At 68.4% G+C, this 21,434-nt stretch carries 21 protein-coding genes; 12 read left to right on the forward strand and 9 right to left on the reverse strand.

Annotated elements, in window-relative coordinates:
- Positions 1–47 precede the first annotated feature (47 nt).
- The 7 genes from BMY35_RS12485 (at position 48) to BMY35_RS12515 (ending at position 7,885) form a co-directional block, all read left to right on the forward strand.
- Positions 48–974, forward strand: coding sequence for a LysR family transcriptional regulator (locus BMY35_RS12485; protein ID WP_093198903.1), 927 nt, complete (start codon positions 48–50; stop codon positions 972–974).
- Positions 975–1,144: 170 nt separating this feature from the next.
- Positions 1,145–2,095, forward strand: a complete 951-nt coding sequence (locus BMY35_RS12490) for an N-carbamoyl-D-amino-acid hydrolase (RefSeq protein ID WP_093198906.1) — start codon at positions 1,145–1,147, stop codon at positions 2,093–2,095.
- Entirely contained in the window at positions 2,092–2,820 is a 729-nt protein-coding gene (locus BMY35_RS12495) for a cysteate racemase (protein WP_093198908.1), read from the forward strand. The genes BMY35_RS12490 and BMY35_RS12495 overlap by 4 nt, the downstream gene beginning before the upstream one ends.
- Positions 2,821–2,884: 64 nt before the next feature.
- Positions 2,885–3,871 (forward strand): Bug family tripartite tricarboxylate transporter substrate binding protein, encoded by a 987-nt coding sequence (locus BMY35_RS12500; protein ID WP_093198914.1) that lies wholly within the window; start codon positions 2,885–2,887, stop codon positions 3,869–3,871.
- Positions 3,871–5,331: an N-acyl-D-amino-acid deacylase family protein gene (locus BMY35_RS12505; protein ID WP_093198918.1), complete on the forward strand. Its 1,461-nt coding sequence runs from the start codon at positions 3,871–3,873 to the stop codon at positions 5,329–5,331. Before BMY35_RS12500 ends, BMY35_RS12505 begins: the two co-directional genes overlap by 1 nt.
- A gap of 65 nt (positions 5,332–5,396) precedes the next feature.
- Positions 5,397–6,473 (forward strand): asparaginase, encoded by a 1,077-nt coding sequence (locus BMY35_RS12510; protein ID WP_256228365.1) that lies wholly within the window; start codon positions 5,397–5,399, stop codon positions 6,471–6,473.
- A gap of 143 nt (positions 6,474–6,616) precedes the next feature.
- The gene (locus BMY35_RS12515; protein ID WP_093198925.1) at positions 6,617–7,885 is read left to right on the forward strand and encodes a glutamate carboxypeptidase; all 1,269 of its coding nucleotides are present in this window, start codon (positions 6,617–6,619) and stop codon (positions 7,883–7,885) included.
- Between the two features lie 42 nt (positions 7,886–7,927).
- On the opposite strand, the gene BMY35_RS12520 is transcribed toward BMY35_RS12515, so the two are convergent.
- The 8 genes from BMY35_RS12520 to BMY35_RS12555 form a co-directional block, all read right to left on the reverse strand.
- Entirely contained in the window at positions 7,928–9,922 is a 1,995-nt protein-coding gene (locus tag BMY35_RS12520; protein WP_256228310.1) for a DUF3300 domain-containing protein, read from the reverse strand.
- 169 nt (positions 9,923–10,091) lie between these two features.
- Positions 10,092–10,679 (reverse strand): DUF3299 domain-containing protein, encoded by a 588-nt coding sequence (locus tag BMY35_RS12525; protein WP_371287164.1) that lies wholly within the window; start codon positions 10,677–10,679, stop codon positions 10,092–10,094.
- A 69-nt stretch (positions 10,680–10,748) separates the two neighbouring features.
- A complete protein-coding gene (locus tag BMY35_RS12530) occupies positions 10,749–12,011 on the reverse strand; it encodes an ABC transporter permease (protein WP_093198930.1) in 1,263 nt (420 codons plus the stop codon).
- Complete coding sequence (locus tag BMY35_RS12535) at positions 12,008–12,754, reverse strand: ABC transporter ATP-binding protein (RefSeq protein ID WP_093198933.1); 747 nt, start codon at positions 12,752–12,754, stop codon at positions 12,008–12,010. The genes BMY35_RS12530 and BMY35_RS12535 overlap by 4 nt, the downstream gene beginning before the upstream one ends.
- A gap of 4 nt (positions 12,755–12,758) precedes the next feature.
- Positions 12,759–13,340, reverse strand: a complete 582-nt coding sequence (locus BMY35_RS12540; RefSeq protein WP_093198935.1) for a DUF2796 domain-containing protein — start codon at positions 13,338–13,340, stop codon at positions 12,759–12,761.
- On the reverse strand, positions 13,337–14,245 hold the full coding sequence (locus BMY35_RS12545) for a sulfurtransferase (RefSeq protein ID WP_093198938.1): 909 nt from the start codon (positions 14,243–14,245) through the stop codon (positions 13,337–13,339). The genes BMY35_RS12540 and BMY35_RS12545 overlap by 4 nt, the downstream gene beginning before the upstream one ends.
- Positions 14,246–14,294: 49 nt before the next feature.
- Complete coding sequence (locus BMY35_RS12550; RefSeq protein ID WP_240652138.1) at positions 14,295–15,227, reverse strand: DMT family transporter; 933 nt, start codon at positions 15,225–15,227, stop codon at positions 14,295–14,297.
- 65 nt (positions 15,228–15,292) lie between these two features.
- The gene (locus BMY35_RS12555; protein WP_093198941.1) at positions 15,293–16,435 is read right to left on the reverse strand and encodes an aromatic ring-hydroxylating oxygenase subunit alpha; all 1,143 of its coding nucleotides are present in this window, start codon (positions 16,433–16,435) and stop codon (positions 15,293–15,295) included.
- 265 nt (positions 16,436–16,700) lie between these two features.
- Here BMY35_RS12555 and xseB point away from each other — a divergent pair, with 265 nt between their 5' ends.
- The 4 genes from xseB (at position 16,701) to BMY35_RS12575 (ending at position 20,970) form a co-directional block, all read left to right on the forward strand.
- A complete protein-coding gene (xseB, locus tag BMY35_RS12560; protein ID WP_007829283.1) occupies positions 16,701–16,967 on the forward strand; it encodes an exodeoxyribonuclease VII small subunit in 267 nt (88 codons plus the stop codon).
- A complete protein-coding gene (locus BMY35_RS12565) occupies positions 16,964–17,884 on the forward strand; it encodes a polyprenyl synthetase family protein (protein WP_093198944.1) in 921 nt (306 codons plus the stop codon). The genes xseB and BMY35_RS12565 overlap by 4 nt, the downstream gene beginning before the upstream one ends.
- Positions 17,885–17,905: 21 nt before the next feature.
- A complete protein-coding gene (gene dxs / locus BMY35_RS12570; RefSeq protein ID WP_093198947.1) occupies positions 17,906–19,777 on the forward strand; it encodes a 1-deoxy-D-xylulose-5-phosphate synthase in 1,872 nt (623 codons plus the stop codon).
- Positions 19,778–19,890: 113 nt separating this feature from the next.
- Positions 19,891–20,970: a TRAP transporter substrate-binding protein gene (locus BMY35_RS12575; protein WP_093198950.1), complete on the forward strand. Its 1,080-nt coding sequence runs from the start codon at positions 19,891–19,893 to the stop codon at positions 20,968–20,970.
- Between the two features lie 15 nt (positions 20,971–20,985).
- On the opposite strand, the gene BMY35_RS38750 is transcribed toward BMY35_RS12575, so the two are convergent.
- Positions 20,986–21,120: a hypothetical protein gene (locus BMY35_RS38750; protein ID WP_256228311.1), complete on the reverse strand. Its 135-nt coding sequence runs from the start codon at positions 21,118–21,120 to the stop codon at positions 20,986–20,988.
- Here BMY35_RS38750 and BMY35_RS12580 point away from each other — a divergent pair.
- Complete coding sequence (locus BMY35_RS12580; protein ID WP_256228312.1) at positions 21,119–21,430, forward strand: hypothetical protein; 312 nt, start codon at positions 21,119–21,121, stop codon at positions 21,428–21,430. The genes BMY35_RS38750 and BMY35_RS12580 overlap by 2 nt on opposite strands.
- The last annotated feature ends 4 nt before the right edge of the window (positions 21,431–21,434 follow it).

Here is a 21,434-nt window from a genome sequence, read left to right on the forward strand (position 1 = left end):
GCGGGGGCCCGCTGGCCCCCCGGCGGGCCGATATCGGAAAATCAGGCATGAACCTGCGACAGATCGAGGTATTCCGTGCGGTGATGATCACCGGCTCCGTCAGCGGTGCCGCACGGCTGCTCCACGTTTCCATTCCTGCCGTCAGCCGGCTGCTCTCTCATACCGAGACCCGGCTGGGCTTCCTGCTGTTCGAACGGGTGAAGGGACGCCTGCATGCGACTGCAGAGGCGCGGCGCCTGTACCTGGAAGTCGAGCAGGTCTACGGGGGCGTGCAGCGCATCGGCAGCCTTTCGCACGAGCTCGCGCTGCGGCGGCGCAGCCTGCTGAGCATTCTCTCGAGCCCCAGCATCGGGCAGACGCTGGTGCCGCTGGCCATCGCGCAGCTGCGCAACGCGATGCCCGACGTGCAGGTTCATTTCCACTGCCTCACGCACGAGGCCTTGAAGGAACGCATCCTTCAGCAGCGGGCCGACCTGGGCATTTCCACCTTTCCGGTCGACCATCCGAACCTCGCCACCAAGCCGCTGGCGAGCAGCCGCCTGATGTGCATCTGCCCGCGCAGCCACCCGCTGGCCGGATACGAGGAAGTCGGCCTGGACGAACTGCTGCCCCACGAGTTCATCGGCTATCCGCACGGCTCGCCGCTGGGCCTGCGCATCGACCAGATGTTCGCGACCCGCGATGCCGCGCCGCGCATCAGCGTGGAAGTCACCTCGCCCCAGTACGCCTGTTCGCTGGTGCATGCCGGCGCGGGCATCGCGCTGGTGGACGAGTATTCCCTGCAGGGCTGGCTCGGGTCGCATTTCATGGCGATACCGGTGCGCGACGCGCTTCCGATCGTGGCCGACCTGGTGTACCTGCAGACCGAGCCGCTGTCGACCGCGGCCCAGGCGCTGCTGCGCGCGCTGCACAGCGTCCTGCTGCAGCGCGGGCTGGCCTTGCCGCTCGCGGACGACGACGAGATCCTGCGCTGAACCGCGGCTTTCCGTGCCCTGCGCCGGTGCAGGCCCGCGCGTGCGCACCATCGCAAGGCAGGCCTTTAGCACGCTGTTAAACCCAAGCGACAAATCGGCATTCGACGTCGCGCGAACCGCTTCGAATAATCGATTGCACCGGCAACACGGTAGCAACGAAGAAGGTTCAAATGACATCGCGCCCAGGCTCTCCCCCTCGTTTTCTCGGCCTCGCCGTCGCCCAGATGGGCCCGGTCCACCTGTCCGACAGCCGGCAGTCCGTGGTGGCCCGCCTGGTGGACATGCTGCGCCAGGCCCACAGCCGCGGCGCGGAGTTCGTGACCTTCCCCGAGCTCGCGCTCACCACCTTCTTCCCGCGCTACTGGATGACCGAGGAAGACGCCCACGAGCGCTTCTTCGAGCGCAGCATGCCGGGCCCGGTGACGCAGCCGCTGTTCGACGAGGCCCGCAGGCTCGGCGTGGGCTTCTATCTCGGCTACGCGGAGCTCACCGAGGACGGGCGCGGCTTCAATTCGGCGGTGATCGTGGGGCGCGACGGCAACATCGCTGGCCGCTACCGCAAGATCCACCTGCCGGGCCATTCGGAGCACAAGCCCGAGGCACCCTTCCAGCATCTTGAAAAGAAGTTCTTCGAGGTCGGCGACCTGGGCTTCCGCGCCTTCGACACCGACGGCGTGCGGATGGGCATGTGCCTGTGCAACGACCGCCGCTGGCCCGAGACCTACCGCGTGATGGCGCTGCAGGGCGCCGAGGTCGTGGTGCTCGGCTACAACACGCCCTCGCTCAACATCCACTGGAACGAACCGACGCACCTGCGCACCACCACCCACCTGATATCGCTTCAGGCCAATGCCTATCAGAACGGCATCTGGGTGGCCGCGGCCGCCAAGTGCGGCTCGGAGGACGGGCACCACATGATCGGAAGCTCCGTGATCGTGGCGCCGACCGGCGAGATCGTCGCGCGGACGGTGAGCGAGGAGGACGAGGTGATCTGCGTGCGCGCCGACCTGGCATTGGGCGCGCACTTCCGCGAGCACGTCTTCAACTTCGCCAAGCACCGCCGCCCCGAGCACTACCGCCTGATCGTCGAGCGCACCGGCGCCGGAGATCCGCTGCCATGAGCGGGCTGCCCGCATCCGCGCCGAGGGCGCTGGGCATCCTGGGCGGCATGGGCCCGCTGGCCGGCGCGACCTTCGCGCTGCGGATGGTGCAGCTGACCGAAGCGGCGGTCGACCAGGACCACATTCCCACGATCCTGTGCAACGACCCGCGCATTCCCGATCGCTCGAGCGCCATGCTGCAAGGCGGCGAGAGCCCGCTGCCGGCCATGCAGCGCGGCATCCGCCTGCTGGAGGCGGCCGGCGCCGGCTGCATCGCCGTGCCCTGCAACACCGCGCACCTCTGGTTCGACGACCTGAAGGAAACGACCCGGCTGCCGGTGCTGAACATCGCCGAGGCGGTGGTGCAGAACCTGCGGCGCCACGGAATCCTGCGGGGCACGGTGGGCGTTCTCGGCACGCCGGCCACGCTGGCGCTCGGGCTCTACCAGCGGACGCTGCAGCAGGCGGGGTACGAGGCGATCGTTCCCGAACCCGACGAAGTGCGGCGCCACTGCGTGGCGTCCATCGCCGCGGTGAAGGCCGGTCGCCTCGATGCCGCTTGGGAACCGGCCGCCAGCGGCATCCGCGCATTGGTGGCGCGTGGTGCGAAGGCCGTGGTGCTCGGCTGCACCGAGCTGCCGCTGGCGGTTCCGCACGACAGGCGCGGCGAGTTCGATTGCGTGCTCACGGACTCCATCGATGCCCTGGCGCTCGCGGCGATCGCGCACTGCCGCCAGAAGAACTGAAGCCGCCGCAGCCGGGATCCGCGCCCGCGCATTTCCATCCACTTCCAAGAAAGAACTCCTTCCGATGACTCTTTGCAAGTTCTCCCGCCCGATGGCCGCGCTGGCCGCCGCCTTCGGCCTGCTGGCAACTTCGGCCCCTACGTGGGCCGCATGGCCCGACCGGCCCATCACCTTCGTCGTGCCGTCGGCGGCCGGCGGCTCGCCCGACGTGCTCTCGCGGCTGGTGACCAACGAGGTCTCGAAATCGCTCGGCGTGCCGGTCGTCATCGAGAACCGTCCCGGCGCGGCGGGCAACATCGGCATCATGCAGATCAAGAGCAAGCCGGCCGACGGATACACGATCGGCTACGGCAACGTCAACACGCTGGCGGTCAACCGGACGCTCTTCAGGAAACTGCCCTACGACGTGGAGCGCGACCTGGTTCCGGTGGCCCAGGCGTTCGACCTCTACAACGTGCTGATCGTGCCCAAGGACTCGCCCATCCAGGACGTGTCCGGGCTGGTGGCCGCGGCGCGCAAGCAACCGGGCAAGTTGTCCTTCGGCGCACCCGGGATCGGGACCACCGGCCACATGGGCGGCGAGCTGTTCCGCAGCATGGCCGGCATCGACGTGCTCTTCGTGCCGTACAACGGCGGCCCGGCTGCGCTGCAGGACCTGATGGGCGGGCGCATCGACTATCTGTTCGCCAACTCCTCCGAGGTCGGCCCGCTGGTCGCATCCGGCAAGGTGCGCGCGCTCGCGGTGAGCAGCGCCAGGCGGATCTCCCTGCTGCCGAGCGTGCCCACGCTGGACGAAGCGGGCATCAAGGGCTACGAGACCGTGGCATGGGGCGGCGTGGTCGCGCCGCGCGGCACGCCGCGCGAGGTGATCGAGAAGCTCAATGCCGCGATCAACGCGGCGCTGGCCACCCCCAGCGTGCGCGAGGGCCTCGCCAAGCTGGGCGCCGTGCCGGCCGGCGGCACGCCCGCCGATTTCCAGCGCACCATCGACCGCGAGACCAGGCGTTGGGGCGAGCTGATCGAGCGCAACCGCATCGAGAAGCTCGACTGATGGCGGGCCTCTCGACCCCATCGCGGCCGTTGCTGCTGCTGCGTGGCGGCACGGTGATCGACGGCAGCGGCGCACCGCCGCGCCGTGCGAACGTGCTGCTCGAGGGCGACACCATCGCGGACATCCTGGCACCGGATGCCGAAGTCGCCGGCGCCGAGAGCATCGAGCTCGACGGGCTGGCCGTGGCGCCCGGCTTCATCGACTCGCACACGCACGACGACGGCTACCTGCTGGCCCACCCGGACATGGTGCCCAAGGTCTCCCAGGGCGTGACCACCGTGGTGACCGGCAACTGCGGCGTGAGCCTGGCGCCCGTGCCGCCGGGCTGCCCGCTGCCGCAGCCGCTGGACCTGCTCGGGCCGCCCGAGCTGTTCCGCTACCCGACCTTCTCCGCCTGGATGGACGCCCTGCGGGAAGCTCCCGCGGCGGTCAACGTGATTCCTCTCGTGGGGCACGCCAGCCTGCGCGTGAGCACGATGAACGACCTGCAGCGGCCCGCGACCCCGGAAGAATGCGCCGGCATGCGCCGGCTGCTGGCCGAAGCCTTGGACGCGGGTGCGTTCGGAATGTCCACCGGCACTTTCTATCCGCCCGCGCAGCACGCCACCACCCAGGAAATCATCGACATCGGCGAGACGATGCGAGGCCGGGGAGGGATGATCTATGCGGTTCATCTGCGCGACGAATCCGACCGGATCGACGAAGCGATCGAGGAGGCCCTGGAGATCGGGCGCTCGCTCGCGGCACGCGTCGTGTTCTCGCACCACAAGCTGGCCGGCGAGCGCAACCACGGCCGGTCGGTGCAGACCCTTGCGCGGATCGAGGAGGCCGGTGCGATGCAGCCGGTCTGCCTCGATTGCCATCCCTATCCGGCCACCTCGACCATGCTGCGGCTCGACCGCGTACGGCTGGCGCGCCGCACGCTCATCGCCTGGTCCAAGGGCGATCCCTCGGCCCAGGGCCGCGATTTCGCGGAGCTCCAGCGCGAATGGGGCCTGGACGACGACGCCATGCTGCAGCGGCTCGCCCCCGCTGGCGCCATCTACTTCCTGATGGACGAGCGCGACGTCGAGCGCATCCTGGCGCACCCGCGCACCATGATCGGCTCCGACGGGCTGCCCTTCGACCCGCATCCGCATCCTCGCCAGTGGGGCACCTTCACGCGGGTGCTGTCGCGGCTGGTTCGCGACAAGGGCCTGCTGACGCTGGAAGCAGCCGTCCACAAGATGACCGGCCTGGCCGCGGCCAACTACGGCTTGCGCGACAGGGGCCTGCTGCAACCCGGCTTGCGGGCCGACCTGGTGGTCTTCGATCCGCAGCGCGTGACGGACCTCGCGACCTTCGACAACCCCGTCCAGGCCAGCCGCGGCATCGAGGGCGTCTGGGTCAACGGGCAACGGGTCTGGGACGGACAGCGCGCCACCGGCCTGCGGCCGGGCAGGGTGCTCGAACGGCACTGATCCGGGCTTTCTCTTTCTCCTTCCTTCAAAACCGTCGAATCATGAACCCCAAGAAAATCGCCTTGATGTTTCTGGCAGCCATCGGCCTCCTCGGAGGCGCCGAGCAAGCCACCGCGCAAACGCAGACGCAGACGCAGACACCGGCCAAGCCCAACGTGGTGATCCTGGCCACGGGCGGCACCATCGCCAGCCGGGGCGCGGACAGCCTGGCGCTCACGGACTACGGGCTGAGCAAGGGGCTCAAGCCCGTGGGCATCGAGGCACTGGTGGCCGCCGTGCCCGAGATCGAGAAGTTCGCCAACATCACGGGCGAGCAGATCTTCAATGTCGGCAGCTCCAAGCTGGGCATCGACAACTGGCTCACGCTGGCAAAGCGCACCAACGAAATACTCGCGTCGAAGAACGTGGACGGCGTCGTGATCACCCACGGCACCGACACGCTCGAGGAAACCGCCTACTTCCTCAACCTGGTGGTCAAGAGCGCGAAGCCCGTCGTGCTGGTGGGCTCCATGCGTCCGAGCACGGGCATGAGCGCGGACGGCCCGCTGAACCTGGTCAACGCGGTGGTGCTGGCCGCGAGCCCCGCGGCCAGGGACAAGGGCGTGATGGTGAGCATGAACGAGGTGATCAGCAGCGCGTTCAGCGTCACCAAGACCAACACGACCAACGTCGCCACCTTCAAGAGCCTGGACGGCGGGGACCTGGGGTACATGCAGAACTCCACGCCGTTCTTCGTCGCGCAGCCCCTGAAGCGGCACACGGTGCACAGCGAGTTCGACGTGTCCGGCCTGCAGAAGCTGCCGCGCGTGGACATCAACTACACGACGCTGGGTTCCGACGGCGTGCTCATCGACGCGGCCGTGGCCGCCGGCGCCAAGGGCATCGTCAACGCGGGCGTGGGCCATGCGAACATGCCCGACGTCACGATGCAGAGCCTGAAGGCCGCGCAGCAGAAAGGCGTGGCCATCGTCGTCGGTTCCCGCGCCATGAGCGGCATCGTGACGCCGACCGGGCAGTTCGCCGAAGCCGGCTTCGTGACCTCGATGATGCACACGACGCAGAAGGCGCGGATCCTCCTGATGCTGGGGCTGACCAGGACCAACGACCCCAAGGAACTCCAGCGCATCTTCGAACAGTACTGAGTACCGGGGCGGGACTGAATCCCGGCACCTGACAGTCTCACAGCCTCGCAGCCAGCCGCGGTCGCGGCGTGTCTCCGATTTGCTCGTCATGCGGGGGCTCTTGGCTATGCTGTGCGCCGTCATCCACTCCCGAGAAAAACACCATGACCTTGCGTTTGCCCTCCTTTCCGCTTCGTTCCATGGCCCTGGCCTGCGGCCTCGCGCTCGGCGCCGCCGCCGGTGCGCACGCCGCGCCCGATGCGAAGCTGCTCGCCGCCGCCGAGAAGGCGCAGCCGGCGGTGATCGACAACCTCAAGGAAATGGTGCTGATCGAATCGGGCAGCCTCAACGTCGACGGCCTGCTCAAGATGGCCGACGTGGTGGAAGGCCGGCTGAAGGCCGCCGGCTTCAAGACCGAGCGCCGCAAGGCCACGGCCGGCGCGGGCGCCGACATCGTGATCGGCACCCTCAAGGGCACGGGCAAGCGAAAGATCATGCTGCAGGGCCACATGGACACCGTGTACGCGGCGGGCATCCTGGGCAGCCAGCCGTACAAGGTCGACGGCAACCGCATCTACGGCCCCGGCATCGCCGACGACAAGGGCGGCCTGGCGGTCATGCTGGCCTCGGTGAAGATCCTGGCCGACGCCGGCTGGCGCGACTACGACACGCTCACCGTGCTGATGAACCCCGACGAGGAAGTGGGCTCGGTCGGCTCGGGCGAGCTGATCGCGACCACGGCCGACCAGCACGACACGGTGCTTTCGTTCGAGCCGACGGCCGCGAAGTCGGTGGTCAAGGGCGAGTCGCTGCTGCTAGGCGCGGCCGGCATCGCCACCGCCACGCTCGAGGTGAAGGGCCGCGCATCGCATGCCGGCGCCGCGCCCGAACTGGGCCGCAACGCACTGTACGAGCTGTCGTACCAGATGCTGCAGACCAAGGACCTCGCCAAGGACATCCCCGGCGCCACGCTCAACTGGACCGTGGCGCGCGCCACCGGCCCGCTCAACCAGATCACCGAGAAGGCGCAGGCGCAGGGCGACATCCGCATCACGCAGCCCGGCGCCGAGAAGAAGCTCGCCGAGGCGCTGCAGGCGAAGATCGCCTCGGGCAAGCTGATTCCCGACACCGAGACCACGGTGAAGGTCGAGGTGGGCCGCCCGGCCTTCATCGCGGGCGACAAGGGCCGGGCTCTCGCCGAGAAGGCGCAGGCCATCTACAAGGAAATCGACCGCGACCTCGCGCTGGCGCCGATGACCGGCGGCGGCACCGACGCGGGCTACGCGGGTCGTTCGGGCAAGGCCACGGTGGTCGAGAGCTTCGGCCTCGCGGGCTTCGGCTACCACGCGCGCGACGAGTACATCGAGGTCGACTCGATCGTGCCGCGCATCTATCTCGTCACGCGCCTGCTGACCGAGATCGGCAAGAACTGAGGCTGAGGGTGCGCGCCGCCGCCGGGCGGTAGCGCGGGCGCGCTATTGCTGCTGCTGCCTGGGGTCGCCGGGCCGGCGCTGCTGGTGCTGTTGTTGCTGCTGCTGCCGTGCGGCGGCCGCGGCAGCCATGCGTTGCTGCTGTTGCTCGGCCTGCTGCTGCTGGTGTTGAGCCTGTTGTTGCGCCTGCTGCTGTGCGCGGGCCTGTTGCTGCTGCATCTGCTGCTGGCGCTGTTGCTGCATGGCCTGCATCTGCTGTTGTTGCTGCGCGCGCGCGGCCTGCTGCTGGGCCTGTTGCTGCGCCTGCTGCTGACGGCGCATCTGCTCCTGCTGGGCCATCTGCTGTTGCTGCTGGCGGGCCTGGTTCTGCGCCTGTTGTTGCTGCATGGCCTGCTGGCGCTGGATCTGTTCCTGTTGCCGCTGGGCTTGCTGTTGCGCGCGCGCTTGCTGATCCGCCTGCTGTTGGCGACGCATCTGGTCCTGCTGCGACTGCTGTCGGCGTGATTGTTCGAGCTGGGCCTGCTGCTGGCGTTGTTGCTCCTGCGCGGCCTGTTGTTGCTGGCGCTGCTGTGCGAGCTGTGCCTGCTGGCCTGGCTGCTGCTGCTGCTGCTGCTGCTGCTGCTGGGGCTGCATCAGGCCACGCGCCTGCCGTGCCTGCTGATCGCGCGCCTGTTGCTGTGCTTGCTGCTGGGTCTGTTGCTGGCGGCGCACCTGCTCCTGTTGGGCTGCCTGCTGTTGTTGCTGGCGGGACTGGTCCTGCGCCTGGCGTTGCTGCATTGCCTGCTGGCGCTGGACCTGTTCCTGTTGCCGCTGCTGGGCTTGCTGCTGCGAACGCGCCTGTTGTTGTTGCTGCTGCTGGGCGAAGAGAGCCCGCTGTTGTTGCTGTTGTTGCTGCTGCAACTGTTGCGCGGCGCCCGGGCCCGCGGCGAAATTGGGCGGCGCTCCCGGCGGCAACACGCCGCGCGGTCCGGCATTGTTGTTGTAGACATTGACGTTGCGCACGTTGTTGACCACGGTGGTCGAGCGCGAGACGTAGGTGCTGTTGTTGTAGACCACCGCGGGCCGCGCGAAGGCCGGCGCCACCGGCGCGGGGCCGCGGTCGCGGTCACGCCAGCGCGGCGCACCCCAGTTCATGTTCCACGAATGCCAGCCCCAGTCGTGGCGCTCGAGCGCGGCGCCCACGATCACGCCCGCGCCGAACGCGAGCGCGCCGGCGGCAAGCACCTGGCCGCCGCTGTAGCCCGGCGACACCACCTGGACAGGCGGCGCGTAGGCATAGCCCGGATACACCGGCTGCGGCGCGCCGTAGATCACCTGCGGGTCGTAGGCAGGCACGTACACCAGGTCGGGCTGCACCGGCTCGATGGTGATGAACTCCTGCGGCGGCTCGATCACCGCCGGGCCCGCGTACACGGGCTGCAGGTCGGGGGCGGGCGCGTAGTTCGGAGGCGGCGCGTCGGTGACCACGCGCATCTTGTCGTTGTTCTTGAGCCGGCCCGCCTTCGCGGCGCGCTGGCGCATGACCTGGATCGCGTTCATCACGTCGGCCGGGTCGTTGTAGTAGGCCTGCCCGAGTGCCTGGGTCCACGGAATGTTGCCGGCCATCTGGTCGATGACGGGGCGGAACGCGGTGAGCGACTTCACGCTCGGGTCCCAGGGCTGCTGGTTGGCCGCGTCGGCCAGCGGGCCGGCCTTGAGGTTGCGGTTCTGCGCGAGCCATTCGTGCGCCGCGGTGATCTGGTCGGGATAGGTGGCGCCGGCCAGGATCTGCGCCACCAGCTTGTCGGGATAGAGCGCGATGGGCGCGACCATCTCGTAGAGCTTGTCGGCGCTGGGCGGCGTGTAGGCGGCCGGTACGGGTGCGGCGGCAGGCGGCTGCGTCTGCGGCACGGAGGGCGCGGGGATGGTGGTCGCCGGATCCTGCGCCGAAGCAACGGCCGCGGGGGTGTTCGAGGGGGACTTGTCGCAGCCTGCGAGGACGAGGGCGCCGATGCACAGCGAGATCGTCAACAGCCGCGGGGCGGTGGGGAGATTTGTCATCTGGATTTCCATGAAGACGCCGGCATCGTGCCCGGACTTCTTCAACGGAGCGCGGCGGCAGGCGATGACAGAGCCTGCGCCGCGGATGCAACGGTCTGTGTCGGTTCCGTGCCGTCAAGCCTGTCGGCGCAGAACCACACGGCCCGGAGGCCGCGACCTTCCAGGTCTTCTACTTCGAGCCGCCGGTGTACTTGGTGACGGTGGCGGCGCTCACGTGGTAGCCGCTCACGCCCATCATCGAATCGTTGCGCAGGGTCTGCAGCTTGCCGGTGACCCACACGGTGTCCATGGCGCGGAACTTGGCTCCCTTCTGCGGCACCACGTGCAGGATCTGGTTGGCCGGCGGCGGCGGCGTGTGGATGCATGCGCCGAAGTAGGGCACCAGCAGGAACTCGGTGACCTCGCCCTTGGCTTCTTCCAGCGGCACGATGAAGCCGGGGATCTTGATCTCGGTGCCGTTCATCGCCGGATTGGTCGGCGCGTTGTTCGACACCTCCTGCATCTTCATGAGCAGCTCGTTGGCGCGCGGGTCGCCGTCGTCGAGCGCGCTCAGGTCCATGCCCTTGAACTCCTTGGCCGGGTCCCAGTCCTTGGGCACCAGCTCTTCCCAGGTGATCTGGCGCGGCTGGCCTGGCGTGGCCTTGGCCGCGGCAGCAGGTGCGGCCTTGCCGCCCAGCGGGTTGGCGGCGGTGGTGTCCTTGGGCGCGGGCTCGGCGGCCCAGGCGGCAGCGGCGAGGCCGGCGCCTGCGAGCAGCATTGAAAGCCGCGTGAAAGCTTTGCTCGTGGACAACGTCGACAACGTCTTTTCTTGTGCGAAGGGCATGGTTCAAATCCTCGGCGAGAGGCCGTCTGCAAGGGAGAGGCGATAGGCGCGGATGCCGGGCAAGAGGCTCGCCAGCCATCCGGCGACCAGCAGGCTTGCCATCAGCAGCCATTCGTTCAGTGTAGGTTCTGAGAGGCTCAGTGTCAGCCCGAACTGCGACTGCAGCCATGGCGAGAGCAGGGCGATGCCGAGCACCGCCATCACCAGGCCCAGCGCGACACCAAGCACTGTGACCAGCGCGCCTTCGAGCGCGAGCAATGCCAGCACATGGCGCAGGCCCGCACCCACGGCGCGCAGCACCGCGAGTTCGCGGCGGCGTTCGTTGAGTCCGGCCATCACCACCGACACGAGCCCTGCGAGGCTCACCAGCGCGACCAGTGCCGACATCAGCAGCAGCGCGTTCTCGCCGATGCCGATCACGCTCCACAGTTCGTCGAGCGCCACGCCGGGCAGGATGGCCATCAGCGGCTCGCCGGTGTAGGTCGAGATCCAGCGCTGCACGCCGAACACGGCGGCGCGGTTCTTCAGGCCCACCAGCACGGCCGTCACGTTCTTGGGCGTGAGGTCGAACTTGCGCACCTGCTCGGCCGGGATGTGCACGCCCGGCATCGGCGCGCCGCCCACCCATTCGAGATGGATGGCTTCCATCGCCGCGAGGCCGATGTGCACCGTGCGGTCGACCGGCGTGCCGGTGCGCGCGAGCACGCCGACCACGGTGAAGGGCTTGTCCGCGTGCTCGGCCACGTTGAGCTCGCCGCTGCCGTGCGCGAGCGTGATCTTCTGGCCCACGTGATAGCCGAGCTTGTCGGCCACCTCGGCGCCGACCACCGCGTCGAACAGCTCGCTGAAGGGCTTGCCCTCGCGCAGCTTCAGCGTCTGCCTGTCGCCGTAGCGGAAGTGCGTGAAGTAGTCGGTGGAGGTGGCGAGCACAGCGAAGCCGCGATGCGAATCGCCCAGCGACAGCGGAACGACCCAGTCGACGCCCGGATGCGCGGACAGCGCCTGCACGCTCTTCCACGAGATGTTGTTGGTGGCCGCGCCGATGCGGAACACCGAGTACAGCAGCAGCTGCGTGGAGCCTGTGCGCGCGCCGACGATCAGGTCGGTGCCCGAGACGGACGACGCGAAGTTCTCGCGCAGCTCGGTGCGGATGCGCTCGACGCCGAGCAGCAGGAATGTAGAGAGCGCGATCGAGAACACCGTCAGCGCGAGCGTGAAGCGCCGGTTCCAGGCGCTGCGCCATGCAATGGAAAAGAGTGCTTTCATGCGTCCACCGCCATGGCGCTGGTGGCCGCGCGGTTGATTTCGGGAAGCAGCACGTGCCGCGCGAAGCGCTGCGCGATGCGCTGGTCGTGGCTCACGAACACGAGCGCGCTGTGGTGCTCGGCGCAGGCCGTGAGCAGCACGTCGAGGAAGGCTTCGCGCCGGTCCTCGTCGAGCGCGGAGGTGGGCTCGTCGGCGATCACCACCTCGGGCTGGCCGATGAGCGCGCGCGCCGCGGCCACGCGCTGCTGCTGGCCGACCGAGAGCTGCAGCGCCTGGCGCTTCCACAGGTTGCGGTCCAGGCCCATCTGGTCGAGCAGGTGTTCGGCCTCGCCGCGCGAGCTGCCGCTGCGCGATGCGTTGGCCTCGCGCCGCTGCGAGAAGCGGCAGGGCAGAAGCACGTTGTCGATCACGCTCAGGTAAGGCAGAAGATTGAACTGCTGGAAGATGTAGCCCACGTGCGCCACGCGGCTGCGGTCGCGCTGGGTGTCCGAGAGCTTCGACCAGTCGTGGCCCAGCAGCGTGACGCGGCCTTCGTCGGCCACCAGCACGCCGGCCAGCAGCGATAGCAGCGTGCTCTTGCCGCAGCCGCTCGGGCCGTGCAGGAACACCGATTCGCCGGCTGTGATGCGAAAGGCCTCTATGTCGATGCATGGCGCCTTGGCGCCGGGCCAGCTGAAGCGCAGAGCCTCGGCGGCGAGCACGACGCGCAAGGCCGAGGTTCCGGCCTGTGGAAGGTCGCTCACGGTGTCACTTGCCCCAGCTCAGGCGTGCGGGCTGGGCCGCCTGCGCACCGGCGGGGCGCTTCAGCTGGCGCTTGAACTGGCCCTGCGCGGTGGCGATCTGCGAGTCGATCTGGCGCAGGCCCTTGAATGCACCGAACAGGTTCAGGTCGATGAACTTCGCGGCGGCCGCGTTGGTGCAGTTGAAGGAGAAGGTGGCGTCGAGGTCGGCATGGCCGACGGGCTCGCTGGGATCGGGGTTGCCCAGGCCCAGCGCGCCGGAGCGCAGGTCGACCGGGCCCAGCTTGCAGTTGGCGGCCGGGTCGACGATGAAGAGCTTGTCGGCCGCGCGCAGCTGGGCGACGGCGTCTTCCACGATCTTCTTCTCGGCGTCGGTCTTGGGGGCGCGCTCGAAGCCGACGATGTTGTCGAGCGGGGATTCCATGTCGATCACCACCGTGGGGCCGTCGACGGCCACGTCGAGCTTGAGCTGGCCGTGCACGTGTGCGTGCTGCTGCTGGGCCTGTGCGGTGAGGAACGGGGCGGCCGCGAACATCGCGGCGGCTGCGATTGCGAGACCGGTGGTACGTCGGAGTCGGATGTGCTTCATGGTTCAGCGCCTTGCCGGGTCGGCAGCCCCGGCGTATTGCTCCATTCGCTCCAGCTGCCGGCATAGAGCGCGGTCGTCCCGAATCCCGCGATCTGCATGGCAAGCAGATTCGGCACGGCGCTCACGCCGCTGCCGCACTGGTGGACGACGGTCGCCGCGTCGCGTCCCGCGAGCAGCGCTTCGAACTCGGCACGCAATTGCGATGCCGGCTTGAACTTGCCGTCGGGGCCGAGGTTCTCGGCGAAAGGCCGGTTCAGGGCCCCGGGGATGTGACCGGCGATCGGGTCCAGAGGTTCCACCTCGCCGCGGTAACGTGCACCGGCGCGTGCGTCGATCAGGTTCTGGTCAGGCTGGCCCAGCCGGCGCACCACCGTGTCGGTGGTGACGAGCCTTGCGATCGGCTCGCCCGCGACGAAGTTCGACTGGAAGCGCGCGGGCTCCTCGCGGCTCGTGACTTCGCCGCCCGCGGCCTGCCAGGCCTGCAGTCCGCCGTCGAGCACGGCCACGGCGTCGTGGCCCATCCACTTGAGCATCCACCACAGGCGGCCGCAGTAGTTGGCGCCGTTGCGGTCGTAGACCACGGCCTGCATCTCGTTGGCGAAGCCGACGCTGGAGAGCCACGCCGCGAACTTCTCGCGGCTGGGCAGCGGGTGGCGCCCGCCCGAGGCGGGAGGACCTTCCTCGGTTGCCACGACCACTTCGCCGTGGGCTCCGGGAGCGCCGTGCTTCGCGCTGAGGTCGGTGTCGAGGTTGGCGTAGAGCGCGCCCGGAATGTGCGCGGCCTCGTACTGCTGCGCACCGGCTTCGGGCTTCATGAGGTCGAAGCTGCAGTCGAACACCATGAAGGGCTTGCCGCCGGCCTGCAGCTGCCGGAGTTGTTCGACGGAGATGAGGGTGGTGTACATGGCGCTTGCTCCTTCGAAGTCTCGAGATCTGGAAATGCAGTTGCGTGCTTCAGTGTTCCTCGGCCGGCGCCTTGGGCACCGCCCGCTGTCGCAACACGGTTGCAGCAATGCCGCTGGCGATGATAAGGGCCATGCCGGCCCAGCCGGCGGAGTCGATGCGGTCGTCGAACAGCACCACGCCGTAGAACGCCGCGAACACGATGCCCGAATACTGCAGGTTGGCGACCACCAGCGTGCCGGCCTGCGTCTTGGCGGTGGCGTAGGCGCGGGTCATGCAGAGCTGTCCGAGCGCCGCGAGCAGGCCGATGGGCAGCAGCCACAGCGCATGCTGCCACGTCCAGGAACCTCCGCCCGAAAACCCGGTGAATGCCGTGGCGATGCCGCCGGCCACGGCAGAGCCGACCGCGAAGTAGAAGACCGTGCGCAGCTCGGGCTCGCCGATGCGCGACAGCGCCACCACCTGCATGTAGGCGAAGGCGGCCGTCAGGCCCGACAGCAGGCCCAGCAGCCCCGCGAAGCCTTCGTTGCCGTTGACGGTGGGCTTGAGCATGAGCACCACGCCCACGAAGCCCGCGAGCACCGTCATCGCCAGCGTGCCCTGCAGCGGCGGGCGCTCCACGCGGCCGTCACGCCCGGGCACCGGCACCCAGGCCAGCAGCGCGCCGCCGACCAGGAAGGCCGCGACCCACACGCTGCTCATGTAGTTGAGCGTGACGGCCGTGGCCAGCGGCATGTGGGCGATGGCATAGAACCACGCGCCGAGCGACACCACGCCGATGGTGCTGCGCCAGGCGTGCATGCCCGGGTACTTCGTGGCCAGCGGCACGCCGCGGTTGCGCGCCAGCAGCCAGAGGAAGACGATGCCGATCAGACCGCGCCCGAGCACCATCTCGCCGCTGTTGAACCACGCCGAGGCGACTTTCACGACCACGCTCATCGTGGCGAACAGGAAGGCCCCCAGCACCATCCACAGCGCTTGCATCGTTTCGAATCCGGATCAAGAAAAAAGAAAGCCCCGGCAAATGCGGGGCGGAAAGGGGCTCGGGTTCAGGCCGGTTGCTGCATGGCAGCTCTGTACCACTCGTGGAACTGCTGCATGCCGTCTTCCATCGGGCTCTGGTAGGGGCCGGTCTCGTTGTCGCCGCGCAGCATCAGCGCGCGGCGGCCGGCGTCCATGCGCTCGGCGATCTCGTCGTCTTCCACGCAGGTTTCCATGTAGGCGGCCTGCTGGGCCTCGACGAACTCGCGCTCGAAGGCGACGATTTCCTCGGGGTAGAAGAACTCGACCATGTTGAGCGTCTTCGTCGGGCTCACGGGGTGCAGGGTCGACACCGTGAGCACGTGCGGATACCACTCGACCATCACGTGCGGGTAGTAGGTCAGCCAGATGGCGCCGTACTTCGGCGGCTTGCCCTCGCGGTACTTGAGCAGCTGCTCCTGCCACTTCTGGTAGACCGGGCTGCCCGCGCGGCCCAGGCGGTTGGCCACGCCCACCGTCTGCACCGAATAGCGGGGCTTGAACTCCCAGCGCAGGTCGTCGCAGGTGACGAAGCTGCCCAGGCCCGGGTGGAACGGGCCGACGTGGTAGTCCTCGAGGTAGACCTCGATGAAGGTCTTCCAGTTGTAGTTGCACTCGTGCAGCTCGACGCGGTCGAGCGCGTAGCCGCTGAAATCCAGGTCGGCCTGCGGGCCGAGGCCCGCCATGTCGGCCGCCACGTCGGGGCCGGAGCCGTCGACGTTCTTCTCGAACAGAAGGCCGTTCCATTCGGTCAGCGGATAGTTGTGCAGGTTCAGGCAGGGGTCCTGCTCGAAGTGGGGGGCGCCGATCAGGGTGCCGGTGGTGCGCGGGTCGCTCGCGGCGTAGGTCCAGCGGTGCAGCGGGCAGACGATGTTGCCGCCCGACTGGCTTTCGAGCTGGCCGCGGCCCTGCAGGATGAGGGCCTGGCGGTGGCGGCAGACGTTGGAGATCAGCTCCACGCCCTTGGGCGTGTGGACGAGCGCACGGCCCTGGTGCTCCTGGGGCAGGGTGTGGAAGTCGCCCATTTCGGGCACGGCCAGGCGATGGCCGACATAGCGGGGCCCTCGCGAGAAAAGGTTCTGCATTTCGCGGGCATAGAGCGCCTCGTCGAAATACGCGGAAACTGGAAGTTGGCTCGCGGCCTGCTGCAGTTGAAGACTTAAATCAGACATGGAGGACCTGACCAAGCTCCCCACAGGGAGAAAAGGAAGAAAAGAACGGAAGGCGCCGCCATGAGGATTCGGCGGCCCGGAGCAGTGTTGAACGTCGTCAACGAGAGAAGTTCGCATTGTACCCGGGGCCATTTTTTCGGCCCCCGGGGCTTCCCGCGCCGTTTCGCAATGTGCGATCAGCCTCCGCGAGGGCAGGGGGCGGCCCGCCCGCCATTTGTTCCGGTCCCGGTCCTAAAATGCCCCGTTTCACCCACGTTTCGCTTGCATGCCCAAGGTGCCCCCTCCTTCCTCGTCCAGCCCGGCGGCAACGCCCGACACGGGTCCGCTGCCTGCCAGTTACGAAGCCGGGCTTCAGGAACTGGAGCAATTGGTTGCGGAACTCGAATCGGGCCAGTTGCCCCTGGACCAGTTGCTCGTGAGCTACCAGCGCGGCGCGGCGCTGCTCGCCTTCTGCCGCGACAAGCTGCAGGCGGTCGAAGACCAGATCAAGGTGCTCGATTCGGGCAGCCTCAAGGTCTGGACGCCTGAATGAGCGCCGCCACGCTGAATTCCGGCCACTGGGACGCCCGCACGCTCGCCGGCTGGAGCGAGCCCCACCTGGCGAACGTCGAATCGGCGCTGTCGCGCTGGGTCGGCGTCGATGCCCCGGTGCTCCTGGGCGACGCCATGCGCTATGCCGTGCTCGACGGCGGCAAGCGGTTGCGGCCCCTGCTGGTGCTGGCCGCCAGCGAGGCCGTCGGCGGCAACAAGGCCGCAGCCCTGCGCGCGGCCTGCGCCACCGAGCTGATCCACGCCTATTCGCTGGTGCACGACGACCTGCCGTGCATGGACAACGACGTGCTGCGCCGCGGCAAGCCCACGGTGCACGTGAAGTTCGGCGAGGCCGACGCCCTGCTGGCCGGCGACGCGCTGCAGGCCCTGGCCTTCGAGCTGCTGACACCCGAGGGCGACGAGATTCCCGCCGCCACCCAGGCCCAGCTGTGCCGTCTGCTCGCGCGCGCCGCCGGCAGCCAGGGCATGGCCGGCGGCCAGGCCATCGACCTGGCCAGCGTCGGCGTCGCGTTGAACGAAGCTCAACTGCGCGAAATGCACCGCCTGAAGACCGGCGCGCTGCTGCAGGGCAGCGTCGAGATGGGCGCCGCCTGCGGCACGGTGAGTGCTACGGCGCTGGCCGCGCTGCGCGACTACGGCGCGGCCATCGGCCTCGCGTTCCAGGTGGTCGACGACATCCTCGACGTCACGGCCGATTCGCAGACCCTGGGCAAGACCGCCGGCAAGGACGCCGCGGCCGACAAGCCCACCTACGTGTCGCTGCTCGGCCTCGACGGCGCCCGCGCCCAGGCCCGCCAGTTGCTGGCCGACGCGCTCGCCGCGCTCGAACGTAGCGGCCTGGCTGACACCGCCGCGTTGCGCGCGTTGGCCCACATGGTGGTCGACCGCGACCGCTGAGCAAAGAACAAACCTTCCCCCATGGCTGCACCGCTGCTTCCCACACTCCACGACCCTTCGCCCATCCGCAAATACGACCGGGCCCAGCTGCGCCAGCTGTCCGACGAGGTGCGCGCCTGCGTGCTCGACAACGTCTCCCGCACCGGCGGCCACCTGAGTTCCAACCTGGGCACCGTCGAGCTGACGGTCGCGCTGCACCACGTCTTCAACACGCCGCACGACCGGCTGGTGTGGGACGTGGGCCACCAGACCTATCCGCACAAGATCCTCACGGGCCGGCGCGAGCGCATGCCCACGCTGCGCCAGATCGGCGGCATCTCGGGCTTTCCGCAGCGCACCGAGAGCGAGTACGACACCTTCGGCACCGCCCACTCGTCTACCAGCATCTCGGCGGCGCTGGGCATGGCCATGGCCGCCAAGCAGAAGGGCGAGGACCGCTACACCGTGGCCATCATCGGCGACGGCGCGCTCACGGCCGGCATGGCCTTCGAGGCGCTGAACAACGCGGGCGTGTGCGACTGCAAGCTGCTCGTGATCCTGAACGACAACGACATGTCGATCAGCCCGCCGGTGGGCGCGCTCAACCGCTATCTCGCGCAGCTGATGAGCGGCAACTTCTACGCCGCCGCCAAGAACGTCGGCAAGAGCGTGCTGCGCAACGCGCCGCCGCTGTTCGAGCTGGCCAAGCGGCTGGAGCAGCATGCCAAGGGCATGGTCGTGCCGGCCACGCTGTTCGAGCAGTTCGGCTTCAACTACGTCGGCCCGATCGACGGCCACGACCTCGACTCGCTGGTGCCCACGCTCGAGAACCTCAAGCACCTCGACGGCCCGCAGTTCCTGCACGTGGTCACGAAGAAGGGACAGGGCTACAAGCTGGCAGAGGCCGATCCGGTGGCCTACCACGGCCCGGGCAAGTTCGATCCGCAGGTGGGGCTGGTCAAGCCGGCCTCGGCGCCCAAGCAGACCTTCACGCAGGTGTTCGGCCAATGGCTGTGCGACACCGCCGCCGCAGACGGCCGTCTCGTCGGCATCACGCCCGCGATGCGCGAGGGCTCGGGCCTCGTCGAGTTCGAGAAGCGCTTTCCCGATCGCTACTACGACGTCGGCATCGCCGAGCAGCACGCCGTGACCTTCGCTGCCGGCCTGGCCTGCGAGGGGCTGAAGCCGGTGGTCGCGATCTATTCGACCTTCCTGCAGCGCGCCTACGACCAGCTGATCCACGACGTCGCCATCCAGAACCTGCCGGTGGTGTTCGCGCTCGATCGCGCGGGCCTGGTGGGCGCCGACGGTGCGACGCATGCGGGCGCTTACGACATCCCGTTCCTGCGCTGCATCCCGAACATGAGCATCGCGTGCCCCGCCGACGAGCGCGAAACCCGCCAGCTGCTGACCAGTGCCTACGAGCAGAACCATCCCGTGGCCGTGCGCTATCCGCGCGGCTCGGGCGCCGGCGTCGCGCCGCATCTCACGCTCGACGCGCTGCCCTTCGGCAAGGGCGAGATCCGCCGCGAGGGCCAGCGCATTGCCATCCTTGCCTTCGGCACGCTGCTGTATCCGGCTCTCACGGCAGCGGAGTCGCTCGACGCCACGGTGGTGAACATGCGCTGGGCCAAGCCGCTCGACGTCGAGCTGCTGCTGAAGGTGGCGGGCACGCACGATGCCATCGTCACGCTGGAAGAGGGCGCGCTCATGGGCGGCGCGGGCAGCGCGGTGCTCGAGGCGCTGCAGGCGGCCGGCGTGCAGAAGCCGGTGCTGCAGCTGGGCCTGCCCGACCGCTTCATCGAGCATGGCGATCCGGCGAAGCTGCTCGCATCGATCGGGCTGGACGCGATCGGCATCGAGGCGTCGATCCGCGAGCGCTTCGTTCGCGGCAGCAGCAACAGCGCAGGGTAAACCCGCCCCGGGGCGTGTAAGCGCGTTTTTACAATCCCCGGGACTTACACAAAAGTCCCCAACGCGGTCACAAGCCGCGTTTCGTTTTTTCAAAGAACTCGGAGAGCTATCTAATGGATCGTCGTTCCCTCATCAAAAACGCCGGCATCGCGGGCGTTCTGGCTGCCGGCATCGCCCCCGCGGTTCACGCGCAAGCCACCGTTCGCTGGCGCCTGGCGTCGAGTTTTCCCAAGTCGCTGGACACCATCTTCGGCACCGCGGAGGTGTTCTCGAAGAGCGTCAGCGACATGACGGGCGGCAAGTTCCAGATTTCCGTGCATGCCGGTGGCGAGCTGATGCCCGCGTTCGGCGTGGTCGACGGCGTGCAGAACGCCTCGGTCGAAATGGCCCACACGGCTCCGTACTACTTCTACGGCAAGGACCCGACCTTCTGCCTGGGCTGCGCGGTGCCCTTCGGCATGAACACCCGCCAGCAGAACGCCTGGATGTACGAAGGCAACGGCCTGAAGCTGATGCGCGCCTTCTACGCCAAGTACAACATCATCAACCTGCCCGGCGGCAACACCGGCGCCCAGATGGGCGGCTGGTTCCGCAAGGAAATCAAGTCGGTCGCCGACCTGAAGGGCCTGAAGTTCCGCACCAACCCGTTCGCCGGCAAGGTGCTCGAGCCCTTCGGCGTGATCCCGCAATCCATTCCCGGCGCCGACCTGTACCCCGCGCTCGAGAAGGGCACGCTGGACGGCCTGGAGTGGGTCGGCCCGTACGACGACCAGAAGCTGGGCTTCAACAAGATCGCCCCGTTCTACTACTACCCCGGCTGGTGGGAAGGCGGCCCCGAGCTGGACTTCTACATCAACACCAAGGCATGGGAAGGCCTGTCGGCCGAGTACAAGGCCATCGTCGAGGCGGCTGCCTCGCACGCCAACATCACGATGACGGCCAAGTACGACTCCAAGAACCCGATCGCGCTGAAGCAGCTCGTCGGCTCGGGCACCAAGCTGCGCCCGTTCTCGCAGGACGTGATGAACGCCGCCTTCAAGTCGGCCCAGCAGATCTACTCGGACCTGAACAACACCAACCCCGAGTGGAAGAAGATCTACGGCGACTGGTCGAAATTCCTGGCCGATCAGAACGCCTGGTTCCGCTACACCGAAGGCACCTTCGACCGCTTCATGCAGCAGCAGAAGCTGTAAGAGGCAACGGCGCCTTCACGGCGCCTCGTCTTGAACAGGATGGAAGCCCTGCCGGTATCGGCGGGGCTTTTTTTCGTCGATGCTCCGCTCTCCAATCTCCGGAACACGCCCGATGCCCCGAATGCCGTCTTTCGCCGCGATGCTGTTCATGGCCATGTTCGCTTCGGGCGCCCAGGCCGCCGGCGGCACGGGCGGCTACACGCTGCCGTGGAGCACGCCGGGCGAGGTGCTCGAATACCGCTCGTGCGGCTGCGGCGATTCGTGCTGGGTGGCCGAGCTGCGCAATGCGCGCACCAAGGCTTTGAAGGGGCGGCTGCGCTGCGACTGCGAGCGGCTCCACGCCACGGTGGGGCCGAAGGGCAAGGAGAGGGCGCAGGCGGCCAGTTGCCCGGCTGGCGGCGACGGTGTCGAAAAGCCGCGGGCCATCCGCGAAGCGATGGAGCGGCTGCTCCACCGATAAGGCC

The sequence above is a fragment of the Variovorax sp. YR750 genome (genome assembly GCF_900109805.1).
Lineage (GTDB): Bacteria > Pseudomonadota > Gammaproteobacteria > Burkholderiales > Burkholderiaceae_C > Variovorax > Variovorax gossypii.

What these genes read in the sequence shown, in the direction of transcription:
- BMY35_RS38750 (WP_256228311.1), bottom strand. Translation starts at nt 21,120, where the DNA reads ATGAACAGCATCGCGGCGAAAGACGGCATTCGGGGCATCGGGCGTGTT.
- xseB (WP_007829283.1), top strand. Translation starts at nt 16,701, where the DNA reads ATGCCCAAGGTGCCCCCTCCTTCCTCGTCCAGCCCGGCGGCAACGCCC.
- BMY35_RS12500 (WP_093198914.1), top strand. Translation starts at nt 2,885, where the DNA reads ATGACTCTTTGCAAGTTCTCCCGCCCGATGGCCGCGCTGGCCGCCGCC.
- BMY35_RS12580 (WP_256228312.1), top strand. Translation starts at nt 21,119, where the DNA reads ATGGCCATGTTCGCTTCGGGCGCCCAGGCCGCCGGCGGCACGGGCGGC.
- BMY35_RS12565 (WP_093198944.1), top strand. Translation starts at nt 16,964, where the DNA reads ATGAGCGCCGCCACGCTGAATTCCGGCCACTGGGACGCCCGCACGCTC.
- BMY35_RS12485 (WP_093198903.1), top strand. Translation starts at nt 48, where the DNA reads ATGAACCTGCGACAGATCGAGGTATTCCGTGCGGTGATGATCACCGGC.
- dxs (WP_093198947.1), top strand. Translation starts at nt 17,906, where the DNA reads ATGGCTGCACCGCTGCTTCCCACACTCCACGACCCTTCGCCCATCCGC.
- BMY35_RS12495 (WP_093198908.1), top strand. Translation starts at nt 2,092, where the DNA reads ATGAGCGGGCTGCCCGCATCCGCGCCGAGGGCGCTGGGCATCCTGGGC.
- BMY35_RS12510 (WP_256228365.1), top strand. Translation starts at nt 5,397, where the DNA reads ATGTTTCTGGCAGCCATCGGCCTCCTCGGAGGCGCCGAGCAAGCCACC.
- BMY35_RS12530 (WP_093198930.1), bottom strand. Translation starts at nt 12,011, where the DNA reads ATGAAAGCACTCTTTTCCATTGCATGGCGCAGCGCCTGGAACCGGCGC.
- BMY35_RS12545 (WP_093198938.1), bottom strand. Translation starts at nt 14,245, where the DNA reads ATGTACACCACCCTCATCTCCGTCGAACAACTCCGGCAGCTGCAGGCC.
- BMY35_RS12515 (WP_093198925.1), top strand. Translation starts at nt 6,617, where the DNA reads ATGACCTTGCGTTTGCCCTCCTTTCCGCTTCGTTCCATGGCCCTGGCC.
- BMY35_RS12520 (WP_256228310.1), bottom strand. Translation starts at nt 9,922, where the DNA reads ATGACAAATCTCCCCACCGCCCCGCGGCTGTTGACGATCTCGCTGTGC.
- BMY35_RS12505 (WP_093198918.1), top strand. Translation starts at nt 3,871, where the DNA reads ATGGCGGGCCTCTCGACCCCATCGCGGCCGTTGCTGCTGCTGCGTGGC.
- BMY35_RS12525 (WP_371287164.1), bottom strand. Translation starts at nt 10,679, where the DNA reads ATGCTGCTCGCAGGCGCCGGCCTCGCCGCTGCCGCCTGGGCCGCCGAG.
- BMY35_RS12490 (WP_093198906.1), top strand. Translation starts at nt 1,145, where the DNA reads ATGACATCGCGCCCAGGCTCTCCCCCTCGTTTTCTCGGCCTCGCCGTC.
- BMY35_RS12555 (WP_093198941.1), bottom strand. Translation starts at nt 16,435, where the DNA reads ATGTCTGATTTAAGTCTTCAACTGCAGCAGGCCGCGAGCCAACTTCCA.
- BMY35_RS12540 (WP_093198935.1), bottom strand. Translation starts at nt 13,340, where the DNA reads ATGAAGCACATCCGACTCCGACGTACCACCGGTCTCGCAATCGCAGCC.
- BMY35_RS12550 (WP_240652138.1), bottom strand. Translation starts at nt 15,227, where the DNA reads ATGCAAGCGCTGTGGATGGTGCTGGGGGCCTTCCTGTTCGCCACGATG.
- BMY35_RS12575 (WP_093198950.1), top strand. Translation starts at nt 19,891, where the DNA reads ATGGATCGTCGTTCCCTCATCAAAAACGCCGGCATCGCGGGCGTTCTG.